Origin of the sequence: Pseudomonas paraveronii (assembly GCF_963681955.1) — a bacterium.
Lineage (GTDB): Bacteria > Pseudomonadota > Gammaproteobacteria > Pseudomonadales > Pseudomonadaceae > Aquipseudomonas > Aquipseudomonas paraveronii.
Window position 1 is genome coordinate 444,242 of sequence record NZ_OY817130.1, and the last position, 17,546, is coordinate 461,787.

Consider the following 17,546-nt stretch of genomic DNA (forward strand, 5'->3'; position numbering starts at 1 on the left):
AAAAAGCGCTGTGCGACAAGGCAAACGCTAAAACGATTTGGGGTGAGGGAGGGCTGATAAGTGCGTAGGAAATTTCACAAGTTGCTGAAGTGCGGCGACCCGGATGGCTCGCCGCCCAGCGCCGGTCAGATGCGGAAGCGCCCGACCAGGGTTTGCAGGTAGATGCCCAGGCGCGCCAGTTCAGCGCTGGAGGCGGCGGTCTCTTCACTGGCCGAGGACGTTTGCTCCGACACATCGCGCACGTTCAGTACGCTGCGGTTGATCTCTTCGGCCACGGCGCTTTGTTGCTCGGCGGCGGTGGCAATCTGCGAGTTCATCGCCTGGATCGTCGATACGGTACGGGTGATGTTCGCCAGGGCGCTGCCGGCGCGGCGCGTCAACTCGACGCTGCTGTCGGTCAGCCCGCGGCTGTTGTCCATGATGGTCGCCACCTGCTGGGTGCCGGCTTGCAGGCCGACGATCAGTTCTTCGATCTCTTCCGTGGATTTTTGCGTGCGCTGGGCCAGGCTGCGCACTTCATCGGCCACCACCGCGAAGCCACGCCCGGCTTCACCGGCTCGCGCTGCTTCAATCGCGGCGTTAAGCGCCAGCAGGTTGGTTTGCTGGGCCACCGACTTGATCACGTCGAGCACGCTGCCGATCTTGTCGCTTTCGCGCTTGAGATGGCCCATGGCCTCGGTGGAGTTGCCGACCTCAGTGGCCAGGCGTTCGATCTGGACGATGGCTTCACCGACCACCTTGTCGCCTTCGCGGGCCTGCTGGTCGGCCGCTACGGCGGCTTCGGACGCTTCCTCGGCGTTGCGCGCAACTTCCTGCACGGTCGCGGCCATTTCATTCATGGCCGTGGCGACCTGGTCGGTCTCGATTTTCTGATTGTTGACCCCGGCGCTGGTCTGCTCGGTGACCGACGACAATTGCTCGGCGGCGCTGGCGATCTGGGTGACGCCGTCGCTGATGCCGCCGATCAGTTCGCGCAGGCCCACGGTCATGCTTTGCATGGCACGTTGCAGTTGGCCCAGTTCGTCCTGGCGCGTGGACGTCAGGTCGTGGCTCAGGTCGCCCGAGGCAACGCGCTCGGCCACCTTGAGGGTCTGATTCAGTGGGGTGACGATCTGGCGCGTAATCACCCAGGCGGCCACCAGGCCAAAGATCAATGCCAGTACGGTGGCGAGCAGCAGCAGGTACTTGGCCTGGGCGGCATCGGTGTCGCGCACTGCGGTCTGGGAAATCGTGAGCTTATCACTGCGGGTTAGCAGGATATCGCCTTGCGCGGCCATGGTTTTGAGTGCGATGGCGGTGGCCGCCTGGGAGTCGCGGAACTGGCTGACGGCGGCGCGATAGGCTTGCAGCGAGACACTGGCCTGCTGCAGCTCGGCCTGGTATTGCGCCGGCAATGCGCCTTGCAGTTCAGTGATCTTCTTCAGGGCGTTGTCGATGGCGTCGAGCGCAGGTTGCTCAGCCTCGACCTTGCCGCTGTAGGTGTAGCCGCGGACCTGGAAGCGCGCTTGCTGGATCAGCTTGCTCAGTTCGACCACGCTATTGAATGGGGTGACGCTGTCGCCTTGCAGCAGGGACTTCTCGACTTCATTCACCTTGAGCACGGCATTGTCGGCGGTATTGCCCAGCTTGCTGCGCGCATCTTCGCGGTTGGCGCCGGCTTGCGCCATATCGCTGAATGCGAGCTTGTATTGGTCCACGGCGGCCAATTGCTCATCGATCAGGGCGATGTCCGTGGGATTTTCGATCAGCGTGCGGGCGGTCTTCATGCCGCTGTCCAGCCGGTTCAGCAGGTCGCTGACGGCTGCCGTGCCTTGTTCGCCATGGCGCATTTCATAGTCCAGGCGGGCGATACGCAGGTCTTTGGTCAAGACATTGAGGCTGGAGATATACCCCAGTTTGTCGCCACGGCTGCTCACATCGCCCAGGCCGGTCCAGCCGGTGAAGGTGATCAACAAGGTAAGGAGCAACACCAGGCCAAAGCCTACGCCCAGCTTGTGGTTGACGCTGACATTCCCCAGCTTTTCGGCTAACCAACGATACATGTTGCGAACTCCCGTGGAACAAGGCTTGAACTTATTCGACGGTTATCGGCAGCGCAGCAAGAATCTGTAGGAATAGGGTGGCTAGAACAGCCGGGCGAGCAGGGCGGTGACGGCGGTCTCAACCCGCAGGATGCGTGCGCCCAGTTGCACCGGTTGCAAGCCGGCCTTGGTCAGCAGGTCGACCTCGTAGGGAATCCAGCCGCCTTCCGGGCCGATGGCCAAGGTCACCGGCTCATCCAGCCCGCGCGGGCAGGGTGGGTAATCGCCGGGATGGCCGATCAGGCCAAGGGTGCCTGCGGTCAGAGCGGGCAGGCGGTCTTCGACGAAGGGCTTGAAGCGTTTTTCGATGATGATCTCGGGTAACACCGTGTCCCGCGCCTGCTCCAGGCCGAGGATCAATTGCTCGCGAATCGCCTCGGGCTCCAGGAAGGGGGTTTGCCAGAAGCTCTTTTCCACGCGGTAGCTGTTGAGCAGCACTACCTTCGGCACGCCCATGGCGGCGACGGTTTGCAGCACCCGGCGGAGCATTTTCGGGCGGGGCAGGGCCAGCAACAGGGTCAGCGGCAGTTTGGCCGGCGGCGGCAGGTCGAAGGCCACTTGCAGCTCGGCTTCGCGGGCTTCCAGGCGCAGCACTTGGGCATTGCCCATCAGCCCGCCGATGCGCCCGACCCGCAGGTTGTCGCCCACCGTCGCGCGGTGGACGTCCTGCATATGCACCAGGCGCCGGTCACGCAGGACCACCCGGTCGGCCGCGATAAAGTCGGCCTCTTCAAGCAGCAGCAGGTTCACGGCTGGGTCGCTGGCGGCTGGTCGTTGTCGTCGGCGGCTTGGTCGTCGGGGTGTTCGCCACGCTTGGTGATCAGGCTGCTGAACAGGATGCCGATCTCGAACAGCATCCACATCGGCACGGCCAGCAGGGTCTGGGAGAAGATGTCCGGCGGGGTCAGGATCATGCCGACCACGAAGCAGCCGATGATCACGTAGGGGCGGACCTTCTTCAGGTATTGCACGTTGACCACGCCGATCCATACCAGCAACACCACGGCCACCGGGATTTCGAAGGCTACGCCGAAGGCGAAGAACAGCGTCATCACGAAGTCGAGGTAGCTGGTGATGTCGGTCATCATCTCCACGCCGGCCGGGGTGGCGGCGGCGAAGAACTTGAAGATCAGCGGGAACACCAGGAAGTAAGCGAACGCCATGCCGGTGTAGAACAGCAGGATGCTCGACACCAACAACGGCACCGCGATGCGCTTCTCATGCTTGTACAGGCCGGGGGCGATGAAGCCCCAGATCTGGTGCAGGATCACCGGGATCGCCAGGAACAGCGAGACCATCATCGTCAGCTTCAATGGTGTGAGGAACGGCGACGACACGTCGGTGGCGATCATCGTCGCGCCCGCTGGCAGGTAATGGCGCAGGGGCGTGGAGACGAAGGTGTAGATCTGCTGGGTAAAGGCGAACAGCCCGGCAAAGATCACGAAGATCGCCGCCACGCAACGCAGCAGGCGGGTACGCAGCTCGGTGAGGTGCGAGACCAGCGGCATGTGCTGGTCGTTTTCCGGTTTATCAGCGCTCATGGGGCTCGCGGCGGCAATGTAGGGTCATGGGGAGCGGGCGCCGCGATGGGCGCCGGCGCTGGCTCGGTTGGAGTGGCGGGCGTTGCTTCAACAGCGGGCGTCGGCGCGATGCTGTGCTCGGCCACGGGCGCCACCGGCTTGGCCTGCTCCTGCACCGGCGTCAGAATATTGCGCGCCTCTTGCTCCAACGACAGGATGTGCTCGTTGTGCAGTTGGCGGCGGATTTCGTCGGCGCCGATTTCCCGTTCAACTTCCTGTTTGATGGCGTTGAAACTGCGTTTCAGGCGCCCGATCCACAGGCCAGCCGTGCGCGCGGCACCGGGCAGGCGTTCCGGCCCCAGTACCAGCAAGGCCACGAGGCCGACGAGCAGCAGTTCAGAGAAGCTGATACCAAACATTAGTCAGTGCTCACGAGTCTTTGCGGATCGGCTCTTCGACTTTTTCAGCCTGCACGTCGAAGGTACGACGCTCGGTGATCGGCTGGGCTGCCTGCGTGTGGACAGGCTGGGTCGGTGGCACCGGGGTGGCGGCGGGTTCGGCCGGCTTTTCGTCGTCGTTCATGGCCTTGCGAAAGCCCTTGATCGACTCGCCCACGTCGGTGCCGAGGTTTTTCAGTTTCTTGGTGCCAAATACCAGAACGACTACTACCAGAATGACGATCCAGTGTTTCCAGTCAAAAATGCCCATGCTGCAATTCCTCTATAAAAGTTATTCAGGCGGACGGGCGCGAGGCCTTTTCGACATGCCCGGACAAGCCGAAGCGACGGTCCAGTTCATCCAGCACGGCCTGCGGATGCTGCCCCAGTTGGGCGAGCATGACCAGGCTGTGGAACCACAGGTCGGCGGTTTCGTAGATCACATCGCTGCAGTCACCGCTGATCTCGGCATCCTTGGCGGCAATGATGGTCTCGACGGATTCTTCGCCGAGCTTTTCCAGGATCTTGTTCAGGCCTTTGTGGTACAGGCTGGCGACGTAGGAGCTTTCGGCATCCGCGCCTTTGCGGTCTTCCAGCACCTGGGCCACACGGTTCAGGGTATCGCTCATGTTCAGTGTCCTGCCGAGTAAATGGCGTGCGGGTCTTTGAGTACCGGCTCCACAACCTTCCACTCGCCGTTCTCGAACACGCGATAGAAGCAGCTGTGGCGGCCGGTGTGGCAGGCGATACCGCCGATCTGCTCGACCTTGAGGATCACCACGTCGGCGTCGCAGTCGAGGCGTATTTCGTGCAGGGTTTGTACGTGCCCGGACTCTTCGCCCTTGCGCCACAGTTTGCCACGTGAACGTGACCAGTAAATGGCGCGCTGCTCAGCGGCGGTGAGGCTCAGGGCCTCGCGGTTCATCCAGGCCATCATCAGCACGCGCCCGGTCTTGTAGTCCTGGGCAATGGCCGGCACCAGGCCGTCACTGTCCCACTTGATCTCGTCCAGCCAGTCTTTCATCTTCGGCTCCGGCAATTTGCGACAGTGTATAACCGGATTGGCTACCGACGCACGATCAGATAAACACCCACGGCGACCATGATACCGGCCGGCCAGTGGCCCAGTTGATTCAGCGGCCCGCCGATGGCCAGCATCACCCCGCCGACCAGATGCGCGGCGCCCAGCAGGCGCAGGAACCAGTCGTCCTTGCGCGTGTGCCACGGCGTCGTCGGGTCCTTGGCGTGGGGCTGGGACATGCGTTCCAGCAGGTCGCGGGTCATGTTGGCCAGGTGCGGCAGTTGCTCCACCTGGCTCTGCAGGTTGCCCAGCAGGGTTTTCGGGCTGACCCGCTCGCGCATCCAGCGTTCGAGGAACGGCTGGGCGGTGTTCCACAGGTCGAGATCGGGGTACAGCTGGCGGCCCAGGCCTTCAATGTTCAGCAGGGTTTTCTGCAGCAACACCAACTGCGGCTGCACTTCCATATTGAAGCGCCGCGCGGTCTGGAACAGGCGCATCAGTACCTGGCCGAAGGAAATATCTTTTAGCGGTTTTTCAAAGATCGGCTCGCACACGGTGCGGATCGCCGCTTCGAATTCATTGAGCTTGGTTTCTGCGGGCACCCAACCCGAATCGATGTGCAACTGCGCCACGCGACGGTAGTCACGCTTGAAGAAGGCGAACAGGTTGCGCGCCAGGTAGTCCTGGTCTTCGGGGGTCAGGCTGCCGACGATGCCGCAGTCGATCGCAATGTACTGCGGGCTCCACGGGTTGATGGTGCTGACGAAGATATTGCCGGGGTGCATGTCGGCGTGGAAGAAACTGTCGCGGAACACCTGGGTGAAGAAGATCTCGACACCGCGCTCGGCGAGCATCTTCATGTCGGTGCGCTGGTCGGTCAGGGTCGCGAGGTCGGTGACCTGCACGCCGTAGATGCGCTCCATCACCAACACTTTAGGGCGGCACCAGTCCCAGTACACTTGCGGCACGTACAGCAGCGGTGAGCCTTCAAAGTTGCGCTTGAGCTGGCTGGCGTTGGCCGCTTCGCGCAGCAGGTCGAGTTCGTCGTAGATGGTTTTTTCGTAGTCGGCGACCACGTCCACCGGGTGCAGCAGGCGTGCGTCGGCGGAGAAGCGTTCGGCGGCGCGGGCGAGAATGAACAGCCACGCCAGGTCCTGGCCGATGATCGCCTTGAGGCCTGGGCGAATCACCTTCACCACCACTTCTTCGCCGGTCTTGAGCTGCGCCGCATGCACTTGCGCCACCGAGGCCGAAGCCAGGGGCTCGACGTCGAAACGGCTGAACACGTCGCTGATCTTCTTGCCCAACTGCTCTTCGATCAGCTTCATCGATTGCTGCGAATCGAACGGCGGCACGCGGTCCTGCAGCAGCATCAGCTCGTCGGCGATGTCTTCCGGCAACAGGTCGCGACGGGTCGAGAGGATCTGCCCGAACTTGATAAAGATCGGCCCCAGATCCTGCAGGGCCAGGCGCAGGCGCGCGCCACGGCTCAGGTCCAACGGCTTGCGTGGGAACCAGCGCCACGGCAGCACATAGCGCACGGCCAGCAGGAACCACGGCAACGGCAGGGCGAACAGCAGGTCATCGAGGCGGTAGCGGATGACGACGCGCTGGATACGGAACAAACGGCGGACGGCGAGCAGCTTCATGCGTTATCGCTTGGATCAAGGGAACGGCTCAGGCGCTCGAAGCGGGCCTCGAGGCGTTCCAGGTCGATTTTGGCCTTGTCGAGTTCACGAAAGCGCGCTTGCGCTTCCCGTTGTCCGACCAGGGTGCGCGATTCTTCGCTCAGGTATTCGGCGAGGTTCTGGTTGAGGCTGGCGAACCCCTGCTGGTACCAGCGCGTGCGGCTGCGCAGGTGACCGCTGATCAATTGGGTGGGCACGGGGCCGATCCAGCGCGACAGTTCGTATTCCCAGTCCAGTTCCAGGTCTTGCAGCACGGCGGCCAGGTCCATCAGCGCCGCGCTGTCGCCTTCCAGCGCCACTTCGGGGCCGTGGAGGATAGCGGTCTTGTTGCGGCTCAGCGCCAGGTGCAACAGGCTCGAGGCCGGCGCGCGCAGGGTGCAGTCGGCCTCGGCGGCCCACTGGGTCGCGAGCAACAGGCCTTCGTCGCTGGGCAGGATAAACAGCTGCAAGGCCGGGCTCGTGCAGTCGACGGCGATGATCTTGCCGTTCAAATGCGCGAGCCGCGCCAGGGCGGTGCTGTCCAGGCGCAGCACCCGGTTGACACCGTGTTCGACGCTGGCGAGCAGGCCTTGGAACAGCATCAGGGCTTGATGCCGCGGTGCAGGGCGACGATGCCCGAGGTCATGTTGTGGTAGGTCACGCGGTCGAAACCGGCGTCCACCATCATCGACTTCAGGGTTTCCTGGTCGGGGTGCATGCGGATCGACTCGGCCAGGTAGCGATAGCTCTCGGCGTCATTGGTGATCAGCTTGCCCATCAACGGCATGAAGGCGAACGAGTAGGTGTCGTAGACCTTGGACATCAGCGCGTTGGTCGGTTTGGAGAACTCCAGCACCAGCAGGCGGCCACCGGGCTTGAGCACGCGCAGCATCGAGCGGATCGCGTCTTCCTTGTGGGTCACGTTGCGCAGGCCGAAGGCGATGGTCACGCAGTCGAAATGGTTGTCGGGGAACGGTAGCTTTTCCGCATCGGCCTGGACGAATTCGATATTGCCGGCCACGCCTTTGTCGAGCAGGCGATCGCGGCCGACCTTGAGCATCGAGCCGTTGATATCCGCCAGCACCACCTGGCCGGTCGGGCCGACGAGCTTGGAGAACTTGGCCGCCAGGTCGCCCGTGCCACCGGCGATGTCCAGCACGCGGTTGCCTGTACGCACGCCCGACAGCTCGATGGTGAAGCGCTTCCACAGGCGGTGCATGCCGCCGGACAGCACGTCGTTCATCAGGTCGTACTTGGCCGCAACGGAGTGGAACACTTCAGCGACTTTTTCCGCTTTCTGGCTTTCCGGGACGTTCTTGAAGCCGAAGTGAGTGGTGGGTTCGGCATCGCTGCCTTTGCGCTGATCAGTCATATCGCTGTCACCAAAATTGAATGCGGGACATGATAATCCCCAAGGCCTGCTTTGTCTTGGCAAGGCTGAAGGTAAGATAGGTGCTCACCGAGACCTTTTGCCGCATGGCAGGTGTTCAAGTCGTTATAAAGAGGAGTCATTGCAATGGCCCGTATCACTGTTGAACGTGCGCATTCTCTGGGTAAAGAAGGCGCACGGGCGAAGGCCGAGAAGCTGGCACAGAAACTCCAGGATCAATATGGCCTGCAGCCTTCATGGTCTGGCGATACGTTGAACCTCAAGCGTTCGGGGGTTAAAGGCACGGTGTTGGTCGCCGATGATCTGTTGCGTATTGATGTGGAACTGGGCCTGTTGATGTCGGCCATGAGTGGCACGATCAAGACTGAAATCGAGAAAGCCCTGGATAAAGCCTTGGCGTGATCCTGCTGTTCTTAGGGTGCCGATTCTAATTTTTCTGCCTACTTTGTGCCCACGCCCTCAACTTCTGCGGGCCGTTCCTCCACCCTTTTTACGTGAGGTGCATCATGGCCAAAGTTATCCTGAAGAAAAAAATCGACGCCCCGAGCCGCGCCCTGGACGACGTTAAAACCTATGCCCGCAAGATCTGGCTGGCAGGCCTGGGCGCCTATGCCAAGGTCGGAAGCGAGGGCGGCGAGTACTTCAAAGAGCTGGTTAAGACCGGTCAACATGTTGAAAGTAAAGGTAAAAAAGTTGCGGTTGAACAACTGGATGCGGCCAACAGTCAGATTGACCAAGTAAAGAGTAATCTCTCCAGCGTCAAAGGCCGGGTGGAAGTTCAACTGGATAAAGTTGAAAAAGCTTTTGACAGTCGTGTTGCAAGTGCCTTGAATCGAATCGGCATTGCGTCTAAACATGACGTTGAGACACTCTCTGCTAAGCTCGAAGAGCTGACGGCATTGCTCGAACGTGTCGCGCGTAAACACTAAGGAGACATCGGGATGGCTGTTAAAAAGACTACTCAGAAAGAAGGCAGCTCGTGGGTCGGGAAAGTTGAAGAATATTCCCGCAAGATCTGGCTGGCTGGTTTAGGCGTTTACTCGAAGATCGACAGTGACGGCAGTAAACTCTTCGAGACATTGGTTAAAGACGGCGAGAAGGCCGAGAAGTTGACCAAGAGCACCGTCGGCAAACAAGTGGACGCTGCCAAAGCGACTGCGGGTTCGGCCAAGTCGAAACTCAGTGACAAATGGGGCGAACTGGAAGGGGCTTTCGATAAGCGTCTGCACAGTGCCATTTCACGACTGGGTGTACCTAGCCGTAGTGAAGTGAAGGCCCTGCACAGCAAGGTTGACACGCTGACCAAACAGATCGAAAAACTCACCGGTGCCAAAGTCGCCCCGGTGAAGGCCGCTGCGGCCAAGCCTGCGGCTAAAACCGCTGCCGCCAAACCGGCTGCGAAAACGGCCGCCAAGCCATTGGTCAAAGCCGCTGCCAAGCCGGCTGCAAAACCCGCGGCCAAAGCGCCAGTCAAAGCGGTGGCTAAACCTGCGGCCAAGCCGGCGGCGAAAGTGGCAGCGGCTAAACCTGCCGCTAAACCAGTGGCCGCTAAAGCCGCCGCCAAGCCTGCTGCTAAACCTGCCGCCAAGGCCGCAGCCAAACCCGCTGCCAAGCCCGCCGTAGCCAAACCTGCCGCCGCGAAGAAGCCGGTTGCAGCGAAAAAGCCAGCCGCCGCGAAGCTGGCCATGGCCGCCAAGCCTGCGACCCCGGCGCCCGCCGCTTCCAGCGCCAATTCGGCAACCGCGCCGACCGCTGCGCCGGCACCGGCTGCCGCATCGGTAGCCCCGACGCCATCCAGTCAGTCCTGATCTTTTCGGGGCACCTGAAAAAGCGCCCGGCCTGTGAAGGTCGGGCGTTTTTTTGTCTGCGTAAACAGGCTGCTCAGTTGTAGGTGATCGACACCGTCACCGCGCTGGCCAAGGTCCCTTGGGTGACCGCCTCGCCGGTTTTATGGTACGCCGCCGTGAGCGGCAACACCGCCTTGTTGCTGCTGGTCTCCACCGTGCGGCTGCGCTGTGCGTCGGTGCCGTTGGCGGGGATGGTGTAGCCGGGTGTCGTGCGGTGTAACAGCCAAAGGGCCGTGCCGCCTGAGGTTCCCGTATTGGCAAACAGCACGGCGTTGCCGCTGGAGGCGCTGCCTGCGAACAGGAACGTGACGTTGCGGATGTCCGATTCGCAGTCGGCCGAGATCTCGAAATCGAACCCCCCGGTGGAGGGCGTGGCATCAAAGTCGGAAATCTTGATGGTCGGCAATGTGACGGTGCGGTTCAGATCGCCGGCCGCCAGGTTGCAGGTGCCGGCGTTGACCTGGCCGACAAAGGTCAGGGTGCCCGTGGTCGCGGCCTGGACCGCATGGGCGGCGAGGCCAGCAGTGATTGCCAGCAGTCGCGGCAGCGTGCGGATGTTCATCGGGTAATCTCCGGTATTTCAGTTATAGGTAATGTTGACGGTGGCGGTACTGGCGAGCGTGCCTTGGCTGACCGCGCCGTTTTTGTGATAGGCGGCGCCGAGTGGCAAGACCGCACGGTTGTCGGAAACCACCAGCGTGCGGCTGCTATCCGTGCCGTTGGCGGTAATCGTCTGGGCCACCCCGTTGATTCGCGAATACAGCCACAGCCCGATGCCACCGGCGCTGCCTGTGTTGGCGAAGAGCGCGTCGTGCCCAGGGGCGGGCGTACCGGCAAACCGAAAGGTGACGCTGGTGGCGTCGCTGCAGTTCGCCGTCAACTCGAAGTCGCGCGCGCCTGCGCTGACAGTGCTTTGGAAGGTGCTGACTTGCACCGGGTCAAGCGAGATCGTGCGGTTGACGTCACCGGCCGCCAGGTCGCAGGTGGCGGCGGGTCTGACGAAACGTACCGAGTTGTTGATCCGCAGGCTGAAGCGGCCTAAGTAACCCCAGGGGCCGTGCAGCCTGTATTCAAAGAGGGTTCCGGCAGGCACGACCCCGTCTGTTACCGGCCCGATTTTGTAAAGGATCACCTCCGCGCTCGTGAAGGAGGGGTGCCTTCCGGGGAGCACGACGGCGTCGGTAAAACTCTCGATGGCATAGGCGTTGGTCGATGGGCGGGCGTCGGTGATGAGCAGCCGCATGCCAACCCCGGGTGCCTCGGTCGGATAGGACCAGGTTATCGGGTCCAAGGGCTTTGCATAGCGCCCGAAGGCCGAAGCTGGGGTGCCGGTGCGGCAATTGTAGAAGAGGGCAGGCACAGAGCCGCTGAATGCTTGTTGGGCGATCACACTTCCCAGCGGCAGGCTGTCGGGGACGGTAATCACGGCCGGGAGGGAGAGGCCAAGCTCGGCGTCAGGAGGATAGCTCTCGCACGCGGCTTGAGCCGCGATTGGCAAGCCAAGCACGAGTAGTATTGAAACGAGGTTTGTGGAGTGTTTCATCTTCAGTTCCGCCATGAAAAGGAGGGCGCTTGCCTGCGCCGGATCAACCGCCTGCATTGCCTTTGCAGGCGCCCGCGTTCAGATGGCGCAGGCGGTTAGCGCCTTTAGCCGCCGATTTCGTACCCAGGTCGTAGTCCAGCTGGCATATGCCCCCGGCGTCCGTCCCCCACTTGACCGTCAACCGCCCCTGCGGGCGCGCCACACGCACAAATGCCTTACCGCCCTGCCCGACAATGCCGACGCTGGCACCCTGTTCATCGAAGACATCCGCACCGAAGGGCAAGGGGCTACCCTCCTCGCGCAGAGCGGTGATCAACAAGGCCTGGCCGCTGACTGTCTCGAATTGCAGCTTCACCACCGACCCGGCGCGGGGCGCGACGTTTTGCGCGGCGGTCTTGAGCTCCACATCGACGGAAAGGTCCTTGGGGTCCAGCTCGACGACGTTGCGGCGGTACGGCGTGAGGTGGGGCACCACGGCATAACCGCGCTTGCCGACTTGTGCGCTGTGGTTGCCGTTGATCCGTGCGCCCTCGGCGTCGGGCGCCTGGACGATGCCGACGGTATCGCCCAACTCCGGCGCGAAGGTCACACCGCCGGCATGCGCGACAATGCCGCCGGTCATGCCGAACGAGGCCGAGCGGTAGGCGCTGCTCTGGCCAACGCCGGCGGACAGCACACCGTGGGCGGTCTGGTATTTCATGTCGGCACTGGTGGCGTTGCCTCTGCCGTGCGTCTGGCTGGCGCCGAGGCCGTAGCTGAATTCGCTGCGCTCGCCCAGGCTGCCGCCGAGGGTCACGCGCTCACCGCTGCTTTGATCGCCGCGATAGGCCGTGGTGGTCAAGGTGGGCGAGCGTGGGCCGCTGCCCAGGGGCAGGCTGAGGGTCAAGTCCACTTGCTTGTCGACGCGTTCACTCAGCAAGTCACGGCTGCGCTGGGCGCTGACGGTGTAGTGAATGCCCTTCCAGGCGCCGCTGTAACCGGCGGTGAAGGTCAGGTTGCCGCTTTTGCGGTTCCAGTAGTTTTGTGAGGAGCCGGTCAGGTACACCGTGCCGACGCCCAGGCTCTGGTTGAGGCTGATATCCATCCGGTCACGCAGCCGCGACAGGCTGTCGACGCGCAGCCCGTCGATGGCGAGGTCACGCACGCGCGCCGCATCGGTCACGCTCAGGAAGCCTTCGGTGGAATACCGGTAGGCGCCGAGCGCAAAGTGGGTGCCGGTGTCCGCGAAGTTCTTGCTGTAGCGAACCTGCAGGCTTTGCCCATCCCGCGACCCGTGGCCTTTCACGCGCGCATTGGACTGGGTCAGGTCCAAAGACAGCGCGCCCAGCGAGGTATTGAACGCCGCGCCCACCAGTTGCGAGTGGTAGTCGTCGGCCAGCACTGCGCCGGTGTAGGCGCTCAACAGGTTGCTGAGGCCATGCTGGTAGGTGGCCTGCAGCAGTCTGGGAGGGTGGCGCACGCCGATTTCATCCAGTTGGCCGATGCTCAACGCGTAGCGCTTGTAGCCGGCACGCAGCAGGTTGGCGTTGGCGGCGAACGGCACGATGAACTCACGCCGGCGCCCGTCGGCTTCGGTGATCGTGACGTTCAGGTCGCCGCCATAGCCGGTTGGGAACAAGTCATTGAGCACGAACGGGCCGGGGGCCACCGAGACCTCGTCCAATAACACGCCGCGCTGGCGCACGCTGACCCGTGCGTTGGTCTCGGCCACGCCACGCACGACGGGCGCAAAGCCGGTCTGCGAGTCCGGCAGCATGCGGTCGTCACTGAACAGGCTTGCGCCGCGCAGGCGCACGCTGTCGAACAACTCGCCCGCGGTGTAGATCTCGCCCACCATCAACTGTGACTGCAACGGGCTGACATCGCGCTGCACGTAGGTGGCGTTGCTTTGATAACCCGAGGCGCTGTCGGTTCGGCTGTAGCTGCCGTTGTGGCGCCAATGCCAGTCGCCCAGGTTAAGCCCGGTATTGAGGCCCAGATACTGGGAACTGAGCGCGCGGCCGTTGGTGCGGGTCGCAAAGGTATTGACGTTGTAGCGCACAAAGGCGGCATCGATGCCGCTGTCCCACTGGCGCGGGTCGACATAACCGCGTGCCTGGCGTGCCAGGTAGATCTGCGGGATCTGCAGGTCCAGGCGGTTTTCGCCGGCGTCGAAGGCGCTGCTGGCGCCCGGCAGGTAGGTGGTGATATCGGCGCAGTCGGCGAACGGAGCAGCGGCTGCGAGACCGGCTTGGGCGGATTGCCGGTCGACCGCGTCCAGGTCGATGCCGAACCTGAGCAGCGCCTCACGCGCCAGGCACAACTGCGCGCTGTGCTGGCCGTCGACCGCCACGAAGGACACGGTTTCGCGCCCGATCCACTGGCCGTTGAGGTGGACGTCGGTGCGGTAGCTGCCGGGCAGCACAACGTTGCCCTGGCTGAATTTTGAAATATCGACCTGTAGGCCGCCCGGGCCATTCGGAAAGAAGGCCGGGTTGAATGCGACATGCTCCACCGCGTGGGCATTCAAGGCATGGGCGCTGCATAGGAGTAACAGGCTTTGTGCCGTCAGCCGCAATCGATGGTGTGTCAGGCGCCCGTGGCTTGGCCTGGCGGGCATGTTCAAACGCATGGTGACCGTTCCCAGAAAATAGGTGCTGTCCGAATTCGGGCATGGGGAAGCCCTGCCCCGAAAAAAGGGCATCAACCGAACGTGTGGAATGACGTGAGTGAGGTGGCCAGCCTGCCTGCGCAGGGGCTGGCGAACGTATTTAGGCTGTCATGGCGAGACCTTGGTGCTGTGCGAGACCTTGGCCCCGAAATCGTCGAGGGTGTGGAACTCTACGGTGGCCGCAGCACCTGGCGGCGTTTTCAGGGTGGGTAGCGCGAAGCGCTGGCGAGCGCCGGGTGTCACCATGTTTTCGGCGCCTGATGTGGCGGCCTGGCGGGCATGACGCCGCCCCGACTCCAGCAGGTCGATCTGTTCGAAGGTCACGTGATATGGGCTCGGGTTGTAGACCTCCAGCGCCTGGCCTTGCGCGTTCGAAACGCGGCGCCATTGCAGTTTTCCGGGCGCGGACTCGACCGCGTAAGGCAGGTTCTGCGGACGGAAAAACAGCTTGATCCGCGAGCGGAAGGCGAGCTGCAACTGATTGCCCTGTTGGGTGCCAGGCGTTTGCGCGGGCACTTCCAGCACGTTGAACCAGAACAGGCTTTCCTCGGCCGACGGCAAGCTGTCGCCGGTATAGGCCAGGCGCACCACCTGTTGTTTGCCCGGCTCCATGCGAAAGATCGGTGGCGTGGCGACAAAGGGCGCTGCGGCGAGGTCCGGCGTCGAGCGTTCGTCGCCGGTGTCCAGCCATGCCTGGATCAGCACCGGCGCCTGGTTCTTGCTTTCGAGCCGGACCGTCACCTCCTTGGCCTGCTGCGGGTAGACGATGCGCGTGCTGTTGATCACCACGCTGGCCTGCACGACGGCGGCGCCGAACAACGCCCACGTCAACAGCAGGCACTTGGCTGGCCGGTGTGAAAGGGAAGTGGTGTTCATAGCGTCAGTCACTGGGTGGCGGCGGGGGTAAGGCCAGCCGTATGGCGCACGCGGGCGCCGAAGTCGCTGACCGTCGTGAACTCAACCTGGGGCGCGCCACTGGGGCGTTCGCGCAGCAGCGGCAGCACAAAGCGTTTCACATCACCGGCCGGCATCAGCAGGCTGTCGTTGGCGGCCTTGTTCGGCGCTTTGCTGAAGCGTTTGCCGTCGCTCAGCAAATCAATCGAGGTGAGGGAAATATGGTAAGGCGTCGGATTGGTTGCCTGTAGGGCAAAACCCTGGTCGTGGCGCACCAGTTGCCATTGCAGTTTTGCCGGGGCGCTGCTGACCGGGTAGGGCAGTGCCTGCGGTCGCAGGAATACCCGCAAGCGGGTACGGAACGCGAGTTCGATCTGGTTATTCTGCGCGGCATCGGCGGCCAGCGGCGGGACTTCGAGCACGTTCAGCCAGTACAGGCGTTCACGGTCGCCGGGGGCTGATTCGCCGGCATAGCGCAGGCGCACCGCCTGTTGCTGATGGGGCTCGATGCGGAAGATCGGCGGCGACAGGCTGAACGGCGTTTGCGCCGTCGCGGGTGTCGAGCGCACGTCGCCGGCATCCAGCCAGGTCTGCACCAGCGCCGGGCGGTCGCCCTTGTTCTCCAGGCGTACAACTACCTCTTGCCGGTCGGCTGGGTAGATCACGCGTGTGCCATAGATAATCACGCCCGCGTGGGCGCTGGATGCTTGCAGCAAGAACCCTCCGACAGCACAGCAGGCAAGGGCAAGGCGGGCGATTGTTTTCATCATCTGAATGCTCTTTGAATCAGCGGGCAGGCCCTGCGCGATGGCACTGGTCCAGGGTGCGCAAGGCCAGCCCGCTGGCCCCTTAATCGGCGTACTCAATCATAAAACCGACCCGGGTTCGCACCGTTCCTTCGGTGGCGGCGCCGCTGGCGTACATTTGCGCGGCCAGCGGGATGACGGCCTGGTTGTCGGCGATCACCACGCCCGCCGATTTCTCGGTGTAGACGTTAATGGGAGAACCATCGCGGTTCGTCACTTCGATCTGTACGTTCTTGGCGTTGGTGGTGTCGGCCGGGTCGTTGTAGCCGTCGATGTTCAAGCGCCCGGTCGCCACGTCGATGGCCGGGCTGGTTGGGTCGAAGGCCACCATCGCAGTGCGGCCGTTGGCGCAACTGCCTTCGCCCGGTCCACCGATACGAATGGTGAAACCGGTCAGGTTGGCGCGATCACCCGGGTTCGCCAGGCGCGCAGCGGCGACGCCTCCCAGGTTGACGTCCTTGACCACGGCGCCCGTACCCGGCGCCGAGCCTTCGACGGTGCAGGTCACGTCGTTGACCAACCCACTGAAATTGAGGGTGCCATCCGTTGCCGCGAGCGCGGGTTGCGATGCGGCGGCGGCCACGACAAGCATGGCCGCAACGGTGGATAGAGCGTTGTTGTTCATAGTGTTCCCGATCATAGATTAGCGGTAGGCCCCGCCACTTCCTCAAACGCAGAACGGAAGTGGGTCTGTAGTTTTAAAGTGGCTGGGACGGTGTAATTGTTCGTTGAAATCTGTGGTTTTCCTATAGAGAAGTAACTAAATTTGTCTCGTGATTGTTCGAAAAAAATAATCGGCACTTATTCGGGTTTTTTCTAAATAACGGTGTCGCAATTTTTCTGTAAGAAGTAACTGTCAGAGACTACTTAAAGAACAGTTCTTAGTGTGTTTATGTATTGCTCAGTGGTGTGGGCTGGGATATACCGAGCTTGTAATGGCGAGAGTCTGTTTGTCATGAGCTGAATCCACTTATGCAGGTTTCGTGATGACTACTTCACTTTCCGACACCTATGCGGTCATGTTGCTCGATGACCATGAGATGGTTCGACAGGGGATCGAATTGGGGCTGGGCAAAGAGGCCGACCTCAAGGTGATTGGCTCCTTCGGGACCAGCAGGGAGTTGTTGGCAGCGCTCGCTCAGCGGGTGGCGGATATCGTGGTGATGGACTTTATCCTGGGGCCATCGGACATGGACGGCCTCAGCCTGATCCAGGCGCTGAACCGACGTTTCAGCCAGTGCAGGGCGATCGTTGTTTCGTCGCACTACACACCCGCAACGGTTTCACTGGCCTTGAAAGCCGGAAGTTGGGGCGTGTTGGGCAAAACTCAGAATCTGATTGAGTTGATCACGGCGATTCGCACGGTCGCCCAGGGCCGGATTTACTTGCAGCCTTGTATGTTGCCGACCCTGCGGGGTATACCGCCGATTCGTGATATTGCAACCACCGGATCGAAAATAGAGTTATCGATTCCGCAGCGCTTGCACGCTTGCCTCACGCCCAAGGAACAGGAAGTACTGCGTTGTTTTCTGGATGGCATGTCGGTCAATTCGATTGCGACAAAGTTCTCGCGCAGTGCGAGTACGATCAGCACGCAAAAACAATCGGCGTATCGAAAGTTGGGGATCAGGAATGATTGTGAACTGTTCAAGTTCTCGCAACAGTTCGGTGAGCCTCAATGACGCAGTGC

Annotated in this window: 20 protein-coding genes and 1 pseudogene; 4 read left to right on the forward strand and 17 right to left on the reverse strand. The window is 62.2% G+C overall.

Annotation, left to right across the window (positions count from 1 at the left end; all coding sequences use genetic code 11):
* Positions 1–125: 125 nt before the first annotated feature.
* The 11 genes and pseudogenes from U5A08_RS29770 to ubiE all read right to left on the reverse strand — a co-directional run bounded on the left by U5A08_RS29770 (position 126) and on the right by ubiE (position 8,098).
* Positions 126–998 carry a methyl-accepting chemotaxis protein gene (locus tag U5A08_RS29770; protein WP_425262839.1) on the reverse strand — a complete coding sequence of 291 codons (873 nt, stop codon included), beginning with the start codon at positions 996–998 and terminating at the stop codon, positions 126–128.
* A pseudogene (locus tag U5A08_RS29775) lies at positions 984–2,042 on the reverse strand (methyl-accepting chemotaxis protein); the annotation flags it as partial. The gene U5A08_RS29770 and the pseudogene U5A08_RS29775, both read right to left, overlap by 15 nt.
* 81 nt (positions 2,043–2,123) lie before the next feature.
* Positions 2,124–2,831, reverse strand: a complete 708-nt coding sequence (locus tag U5A08_RS01900; protein WP_321850054.1) for a 16S rRNA (uracil(1498)-N(3))-methyltransferase — start codon at positions 2,829–2,831, stop codon at positions 2,124–2,126.
* The gene (gene tatC / locus U5A08_RS01905; protein WP_247402944.1) at positions 2,828–3,622 is read right to left on the reverse strand and encodes a twin-arginine translocase subunit TatC; all 795 of its coding nucleotides are present in this window, start codon (positions 3,620–3,622) and stop codon (positions 2,828–2,830) included. Before tatC ends, U5A08_RS01900 begins: the two co-directional genes overlap by 4 nt.
* The gene (gene tatB / locus U5A08_RS01910) at positions 3,619–4,020 is read right to left on the reverse strand and encodes a Sec-independent protein translocase protein TatB (protein WP_253392820.1); all 402 of its coding nucleotides are present in this window, start codon (positions 4,018–4,020) and stop codon (positions 3,619–3,621) included. Before tatB ends, tatC begins: the two co-directional genes overlap by 4 nt.
* 10 nt (positions 4,021–4,030) lie before the next feature.
* Positions 4,031–4,309, reverse strand: a complete 279-nt coding sequence (locus tag U5A08_RS01915; RefSeq protein WP_253392822.1) for a twin-arginine translocase TatA/TatE family subunit — start codon at positions 4,307–4,309, stop codon at positions 4,031–4,033.
* Between the two features lie 25 nt (positions 4,310–4,334).
* Positions 4,335–4,667, reverse strand: coding sequence for a phosphoribosyl-ATP diphosphatase (locus U5A08_RS01920; protein ID WP_253392824.1), 333 nt, complete (start codon positions 4,665–4,667; stop codon positions 4,335–4,337).
* Between the two features lie 2 nt (positions 4,668–4,669).
* On the reverse strand, positions 4,670–5,062 hold the full coding sequence (gene hisI, locus U5A08_RS01925; RefSeq protein ID WP_017849884.1) for a phosphoribosyl-AMP cyclohydrolase: 393 nt from the start codon (positions 5,060–5,062) through the stop codon (positions 4,670–4,672).
* A 41-nt stretch (positions 5,063–5,103) separates the two neighbouring features.
* Positions 5,104–6,708 carry a ubiquinone biosynthesis regulatory protein kinase UbiB gene (ubiB, locus tag U5A08_RS01930; RefSeq protein ID WP_253392846.1) on the reverse strand — a complete coding sequence of 535 codons (1,605 nt, stop codon included), beginning with the start codon at positions 6,706–6,708 and terminating at the stop codon, positions 5,104–5,106.
* Positions 6,705–7,328 (reverse strand): ubiquinone biosynthesis accessory factor UbiJ, encoded by a 624-nt coding sequence (locus U5A08_RS01935; protein ID WP_253392855.1) that lies wholly within the window; start codon positions 7,326–7,328, stop codon positions 6,705–6,707. Before U5A08_RS01935 ends, ubiB begins: the two co-directional genes overlap by 4 nt.
* Positions 7,328–8,098 (reverse strand): bifunctional demethylmenaquinone methyltransferase/2-methoxy-6-polyprenyl-1,4-benzoquinol methylase UbiE, encoded by a 771-nt coding sequence (gene ubiE, locus U5A08_RS01940; protein ID WP_106577513.1) that lies wholly within the window; start codon positions 8,096–8,098, stop codon positions 7,328–7,330. Before ubiE ends, U5A08_RS01935 begins: the two co-directional genes overlap by 1 nt.
* Positions 8,099–8,242: 144 nt before the next feature.
* Between ubiE and U5A08_RS01945 the strand changes: the two genes are divergently transcribed.
* The 3 genes from U5A08_RS01945 (at position 8,243) to U5A08_RS01955 (ending at position 9,924) form a co-directional block, all read left to right on the forward strand.
* Positions 8,243–8,518, forward strand: coding sequence for a polyhydroxyalkanoic acid system family protein (locus U5A08_RS01945; RefSeq protein WP_247397021.1), 276 nt, complete (start codon positions 8,243–8,245; stop codon positions 8,516–8,518).
* Between the two features lie 104 nt (positions 8,519–8,622).
* Positions 8,623–9,045: a phasin family protein gene (locus U5A08_RS01950; protein WP_253392857.1), complete on the forward strand. Its 423-nt coding sequence runs from the start codon at positions 8,623–8,625 to the stop codon at positions 9,043–9,045.
* A 12-nt stretch (positions 9,046–9,057) separates the two neighbouring features.
* A complete protein-coding gene (locus tag U5A08_RS01955; RefSeq protein WP_321850059.1) occupies positions 9,058–9,924 on the forward strand; it encodes a phasin family protein in 867 nt (288 codons plus the stop codon).
* 73 nt (positions 9,925–9,997) lie between these two features.
* Here U5A08_RS01955 and U5A08_RS01960 read toward each other — a convergent pair whose 3' ends face one another.
* From U5A08_RS01960 to U5A08_RS01985, 6 genes are all read right to left on the reverse strand, one after another.
* Entirely contained in the window at positions 9,998–10,525 is a 528-nt protein-coding gene (locus U5A08_RS01960; protein ID WP_321850061.1) for a fimbrial protein, read from the reverse strand.
* An 18-nt stretch (positions 10,526–10,543) separates the two neighbouring features.
* On the reverse strand, positions 10,544–11,506 hold the full coding sequence (locus tag U5A08_RS01965) for a fimbrial protein (protein WP_253400327.1): 963 nt from the start codon (positions 11,504–11,506) through the stop codon (positions 10,544–10,546).
* A 43-nt stretch (positions 11,507–11,549) separates the two neighbouring features.
* Positions 11,550–14,117: a fimbria/pilus outer membrane usher protein gene (locus tag U5A08_RS01970; protein ID WP_253392864.1), complete on the reverse strand. Its 2,568-nt coding sequence runs from the start codon at positions 14,115–14,117 to the stop codon at positions 11,550–11,552.
* A gap of 147 nt (positions 14,118–14,264) precedes the next feature.
* Positions 14,265–15,032, reverse strand: a complete 768-nt coding sequence (locus U5A08_RS01975; RefSeq protein ID WP_253392866.1) for a fimbrial biogenesis chaperone — start codon at positions 15,030–15,032, stop codon at positions 14,265–14,267.
* 8 nt (positions 15,033–15,040) lie between these two features.
* The gene (locus tag U5A08_RS01980) at positions 15,041–15,817 is read right to left on the reverse strand and encodes a fimbrial biogenesis chaperone (RefSeq protein ID WP_253400328.1); all 777 of its coding nucleotides are present in this window, start codon (positions 15,815–15,817) and stop codon (positions 15,041–15,043) included.
* A gap of 82 nt (positions 15,818–15,899) precedes the next feature.
* Entirely contained in the window at positions 15,900–16,481 is a 582-nt protein-coding gene (locus tag U5A08_RS01985; RefSeq protein ID WP_253392868.1) for a fimbrial protein, read from the reverse strand.
* A 361-nt stretch (positions 16,482–16,842) separates the two neighbouring features.
* Here U5A08_RS01985 and U5A08_RS01990 point away from each other — a divergent pair, with 361 nt between their 5' ends.
* A complete protein-coding gene (locus tag U5A08_RS01990) occupies positions 16,843–17,538 on the forward strand; it encodes a response regulator transcription factor (protein ID WP_253400329.1) in 696 nt (231 codons plus the stop codon).
* The last annotated feature ends 8 nt before the right edge of the window (positions 17,539–17,546 follow it).

What these genes read in the sequence shown, in the direction of transcription:
- U5A08_RS01945 (WP_247397021.1), top strand. Translation starts at nt 8,243, where the DNA reads ATGGCCCGTATCACTGTTGAACGTGCGCATTCTCTGGGTAAAGAAGGC.
- U5A08_RS01935 (WP_253392855.1), bottom strand. Translation starts at nt 7,328, where the DNA reads ATGCTGTTCCAAGGCCTGCTCGCCAGCGTCGAACACGGTGTCAACCGG.
- ubiB (WP_253392846.1), bottom strand. Translation starts at nt 6,708, where the DNA reads ATGAAGCTGCTCGCCGTCCGCCGTTTGTTCCGTATCCAGCGCGTCGTC.
- hisI (WP_017849884.1), bottom strand. Translation starts at nt 5,062, where the DNA reads ATGAAAGACTGGCTGGACGAGATCAAGTGGGACAGTGACGGCCTGGTG.
- ubiE (WP_106577513.1), bottom strand. Translation starts at nt 8,098, where the DNA reads ATGACTGATCAGCGCAAAGGCAGCGATGCCGAACCCACCACTCACTTC.
- U5A08_RS01915 (WP_253392822.1), bottom strand. Translation starts at nt 4,309, where the DNA reads ATGGGCATTTTTGACTGGAAACACTGGATCGTCATTCTGGTAGTAGTC.
- U5A08_RS01975 (WP_253392866.1), bottom strand. Translation starts at nt 15,032, where the DNA reads ATGAACACCACTTCCCTTTCACACCGGCCAGCCAAGTGCCTGCTGTTG.
- U5A08_RS01985 (WP_253392868.1), bottom strand. Translation starts at nt 16,481, where the DNA reads ATGAACAACAACGCTCTATCCACCGTTGCGGCCATGCTTGTCGTGGCC.
- tatC (WP_247402944.1), bottom strand. Translation starts at nt 3,622, where the DNA reads ATGAGCGCTGATAAACCGGAAAACGACCAGCACATGCCGCTGGTCTCG.
- tatB (WP_253392820.1), bottom strand. Translation starts at nt 4,020, where the DNA reads ATGTTTGGTATCAGCTTCTCTGAACTGCTGCTCGTCGGCCTCGTGGCC.
- U5A08_RS01970 (WP_253392864.1), bottom strand. Translation starts at nt 14,117, where the DNA reads ATGCGTTTGAACATGCCCGCCAGGCCAAGCCACGGGCGCCTGACACAC.
- U5A08_RS01990 (WP_253400329.1), top strand. Translation starts at nt 16,843, where the DNA reads ATGACTACTTCACTTTCCGACACCTATGCGGTCATGTTGCTCGATGAC.
- U5A08_RS29770 (WP_425262839.1), bottom strand. Translation starts at nt 998, where the DNA reads ATGCAAAGCATGACCGTGGGCCTGCGCGAACTGATCGGCGGCATCAGC.
- U5A08_RS01965 (WP_253400327.1), bottom strand. Translation starts at nt 11,506, where the DNA reads ATGAAACACTCCACAAACCTCGTTTCAATACTACTCGTGCTTGGCTTG.
- U5A08_RS01950 (WP_253392857.1), top strand. Translation starts at nt 8,623, where the DNA reads ATGGCCAAAGTTATCCTGAAGAAAAAAATCGACGCCCCGAGCCGCGCC.
- U5A08_RS01980 (WP_253400328.1), bottom strand. Translation starts at nt 15,817, where the DNA reads ATGAAAACAATCGCCCGCCTTGCCCTTGCCTGCTGTGCTGTCGGAGGG.
- U5A08_RS01955 (WP_321850059.1), top strand. Translation starts at nt 9,058, where the DNA reads ATGGCTGTTAAAAAGACTACTCAGAAAGAAGGCAGCTCGTGGGTCGGG.
- U5A08_RS01960 (WP_321850061.1), bottom strand. Translation starts at nt 10,525, where the DNA reads ATGAACATCCGCACGCTGCCGCGACTGCTGGCAATCACTGCTGGCCTC.
- U5A08_RS01920 (WP_253392824.1), bottom strand. Translation starts at nt 4,667, where the DNA reads ATGAGCGATACCCTGAACCGTGTGGCCCAGGTGCTGGAAGACCGCAAA.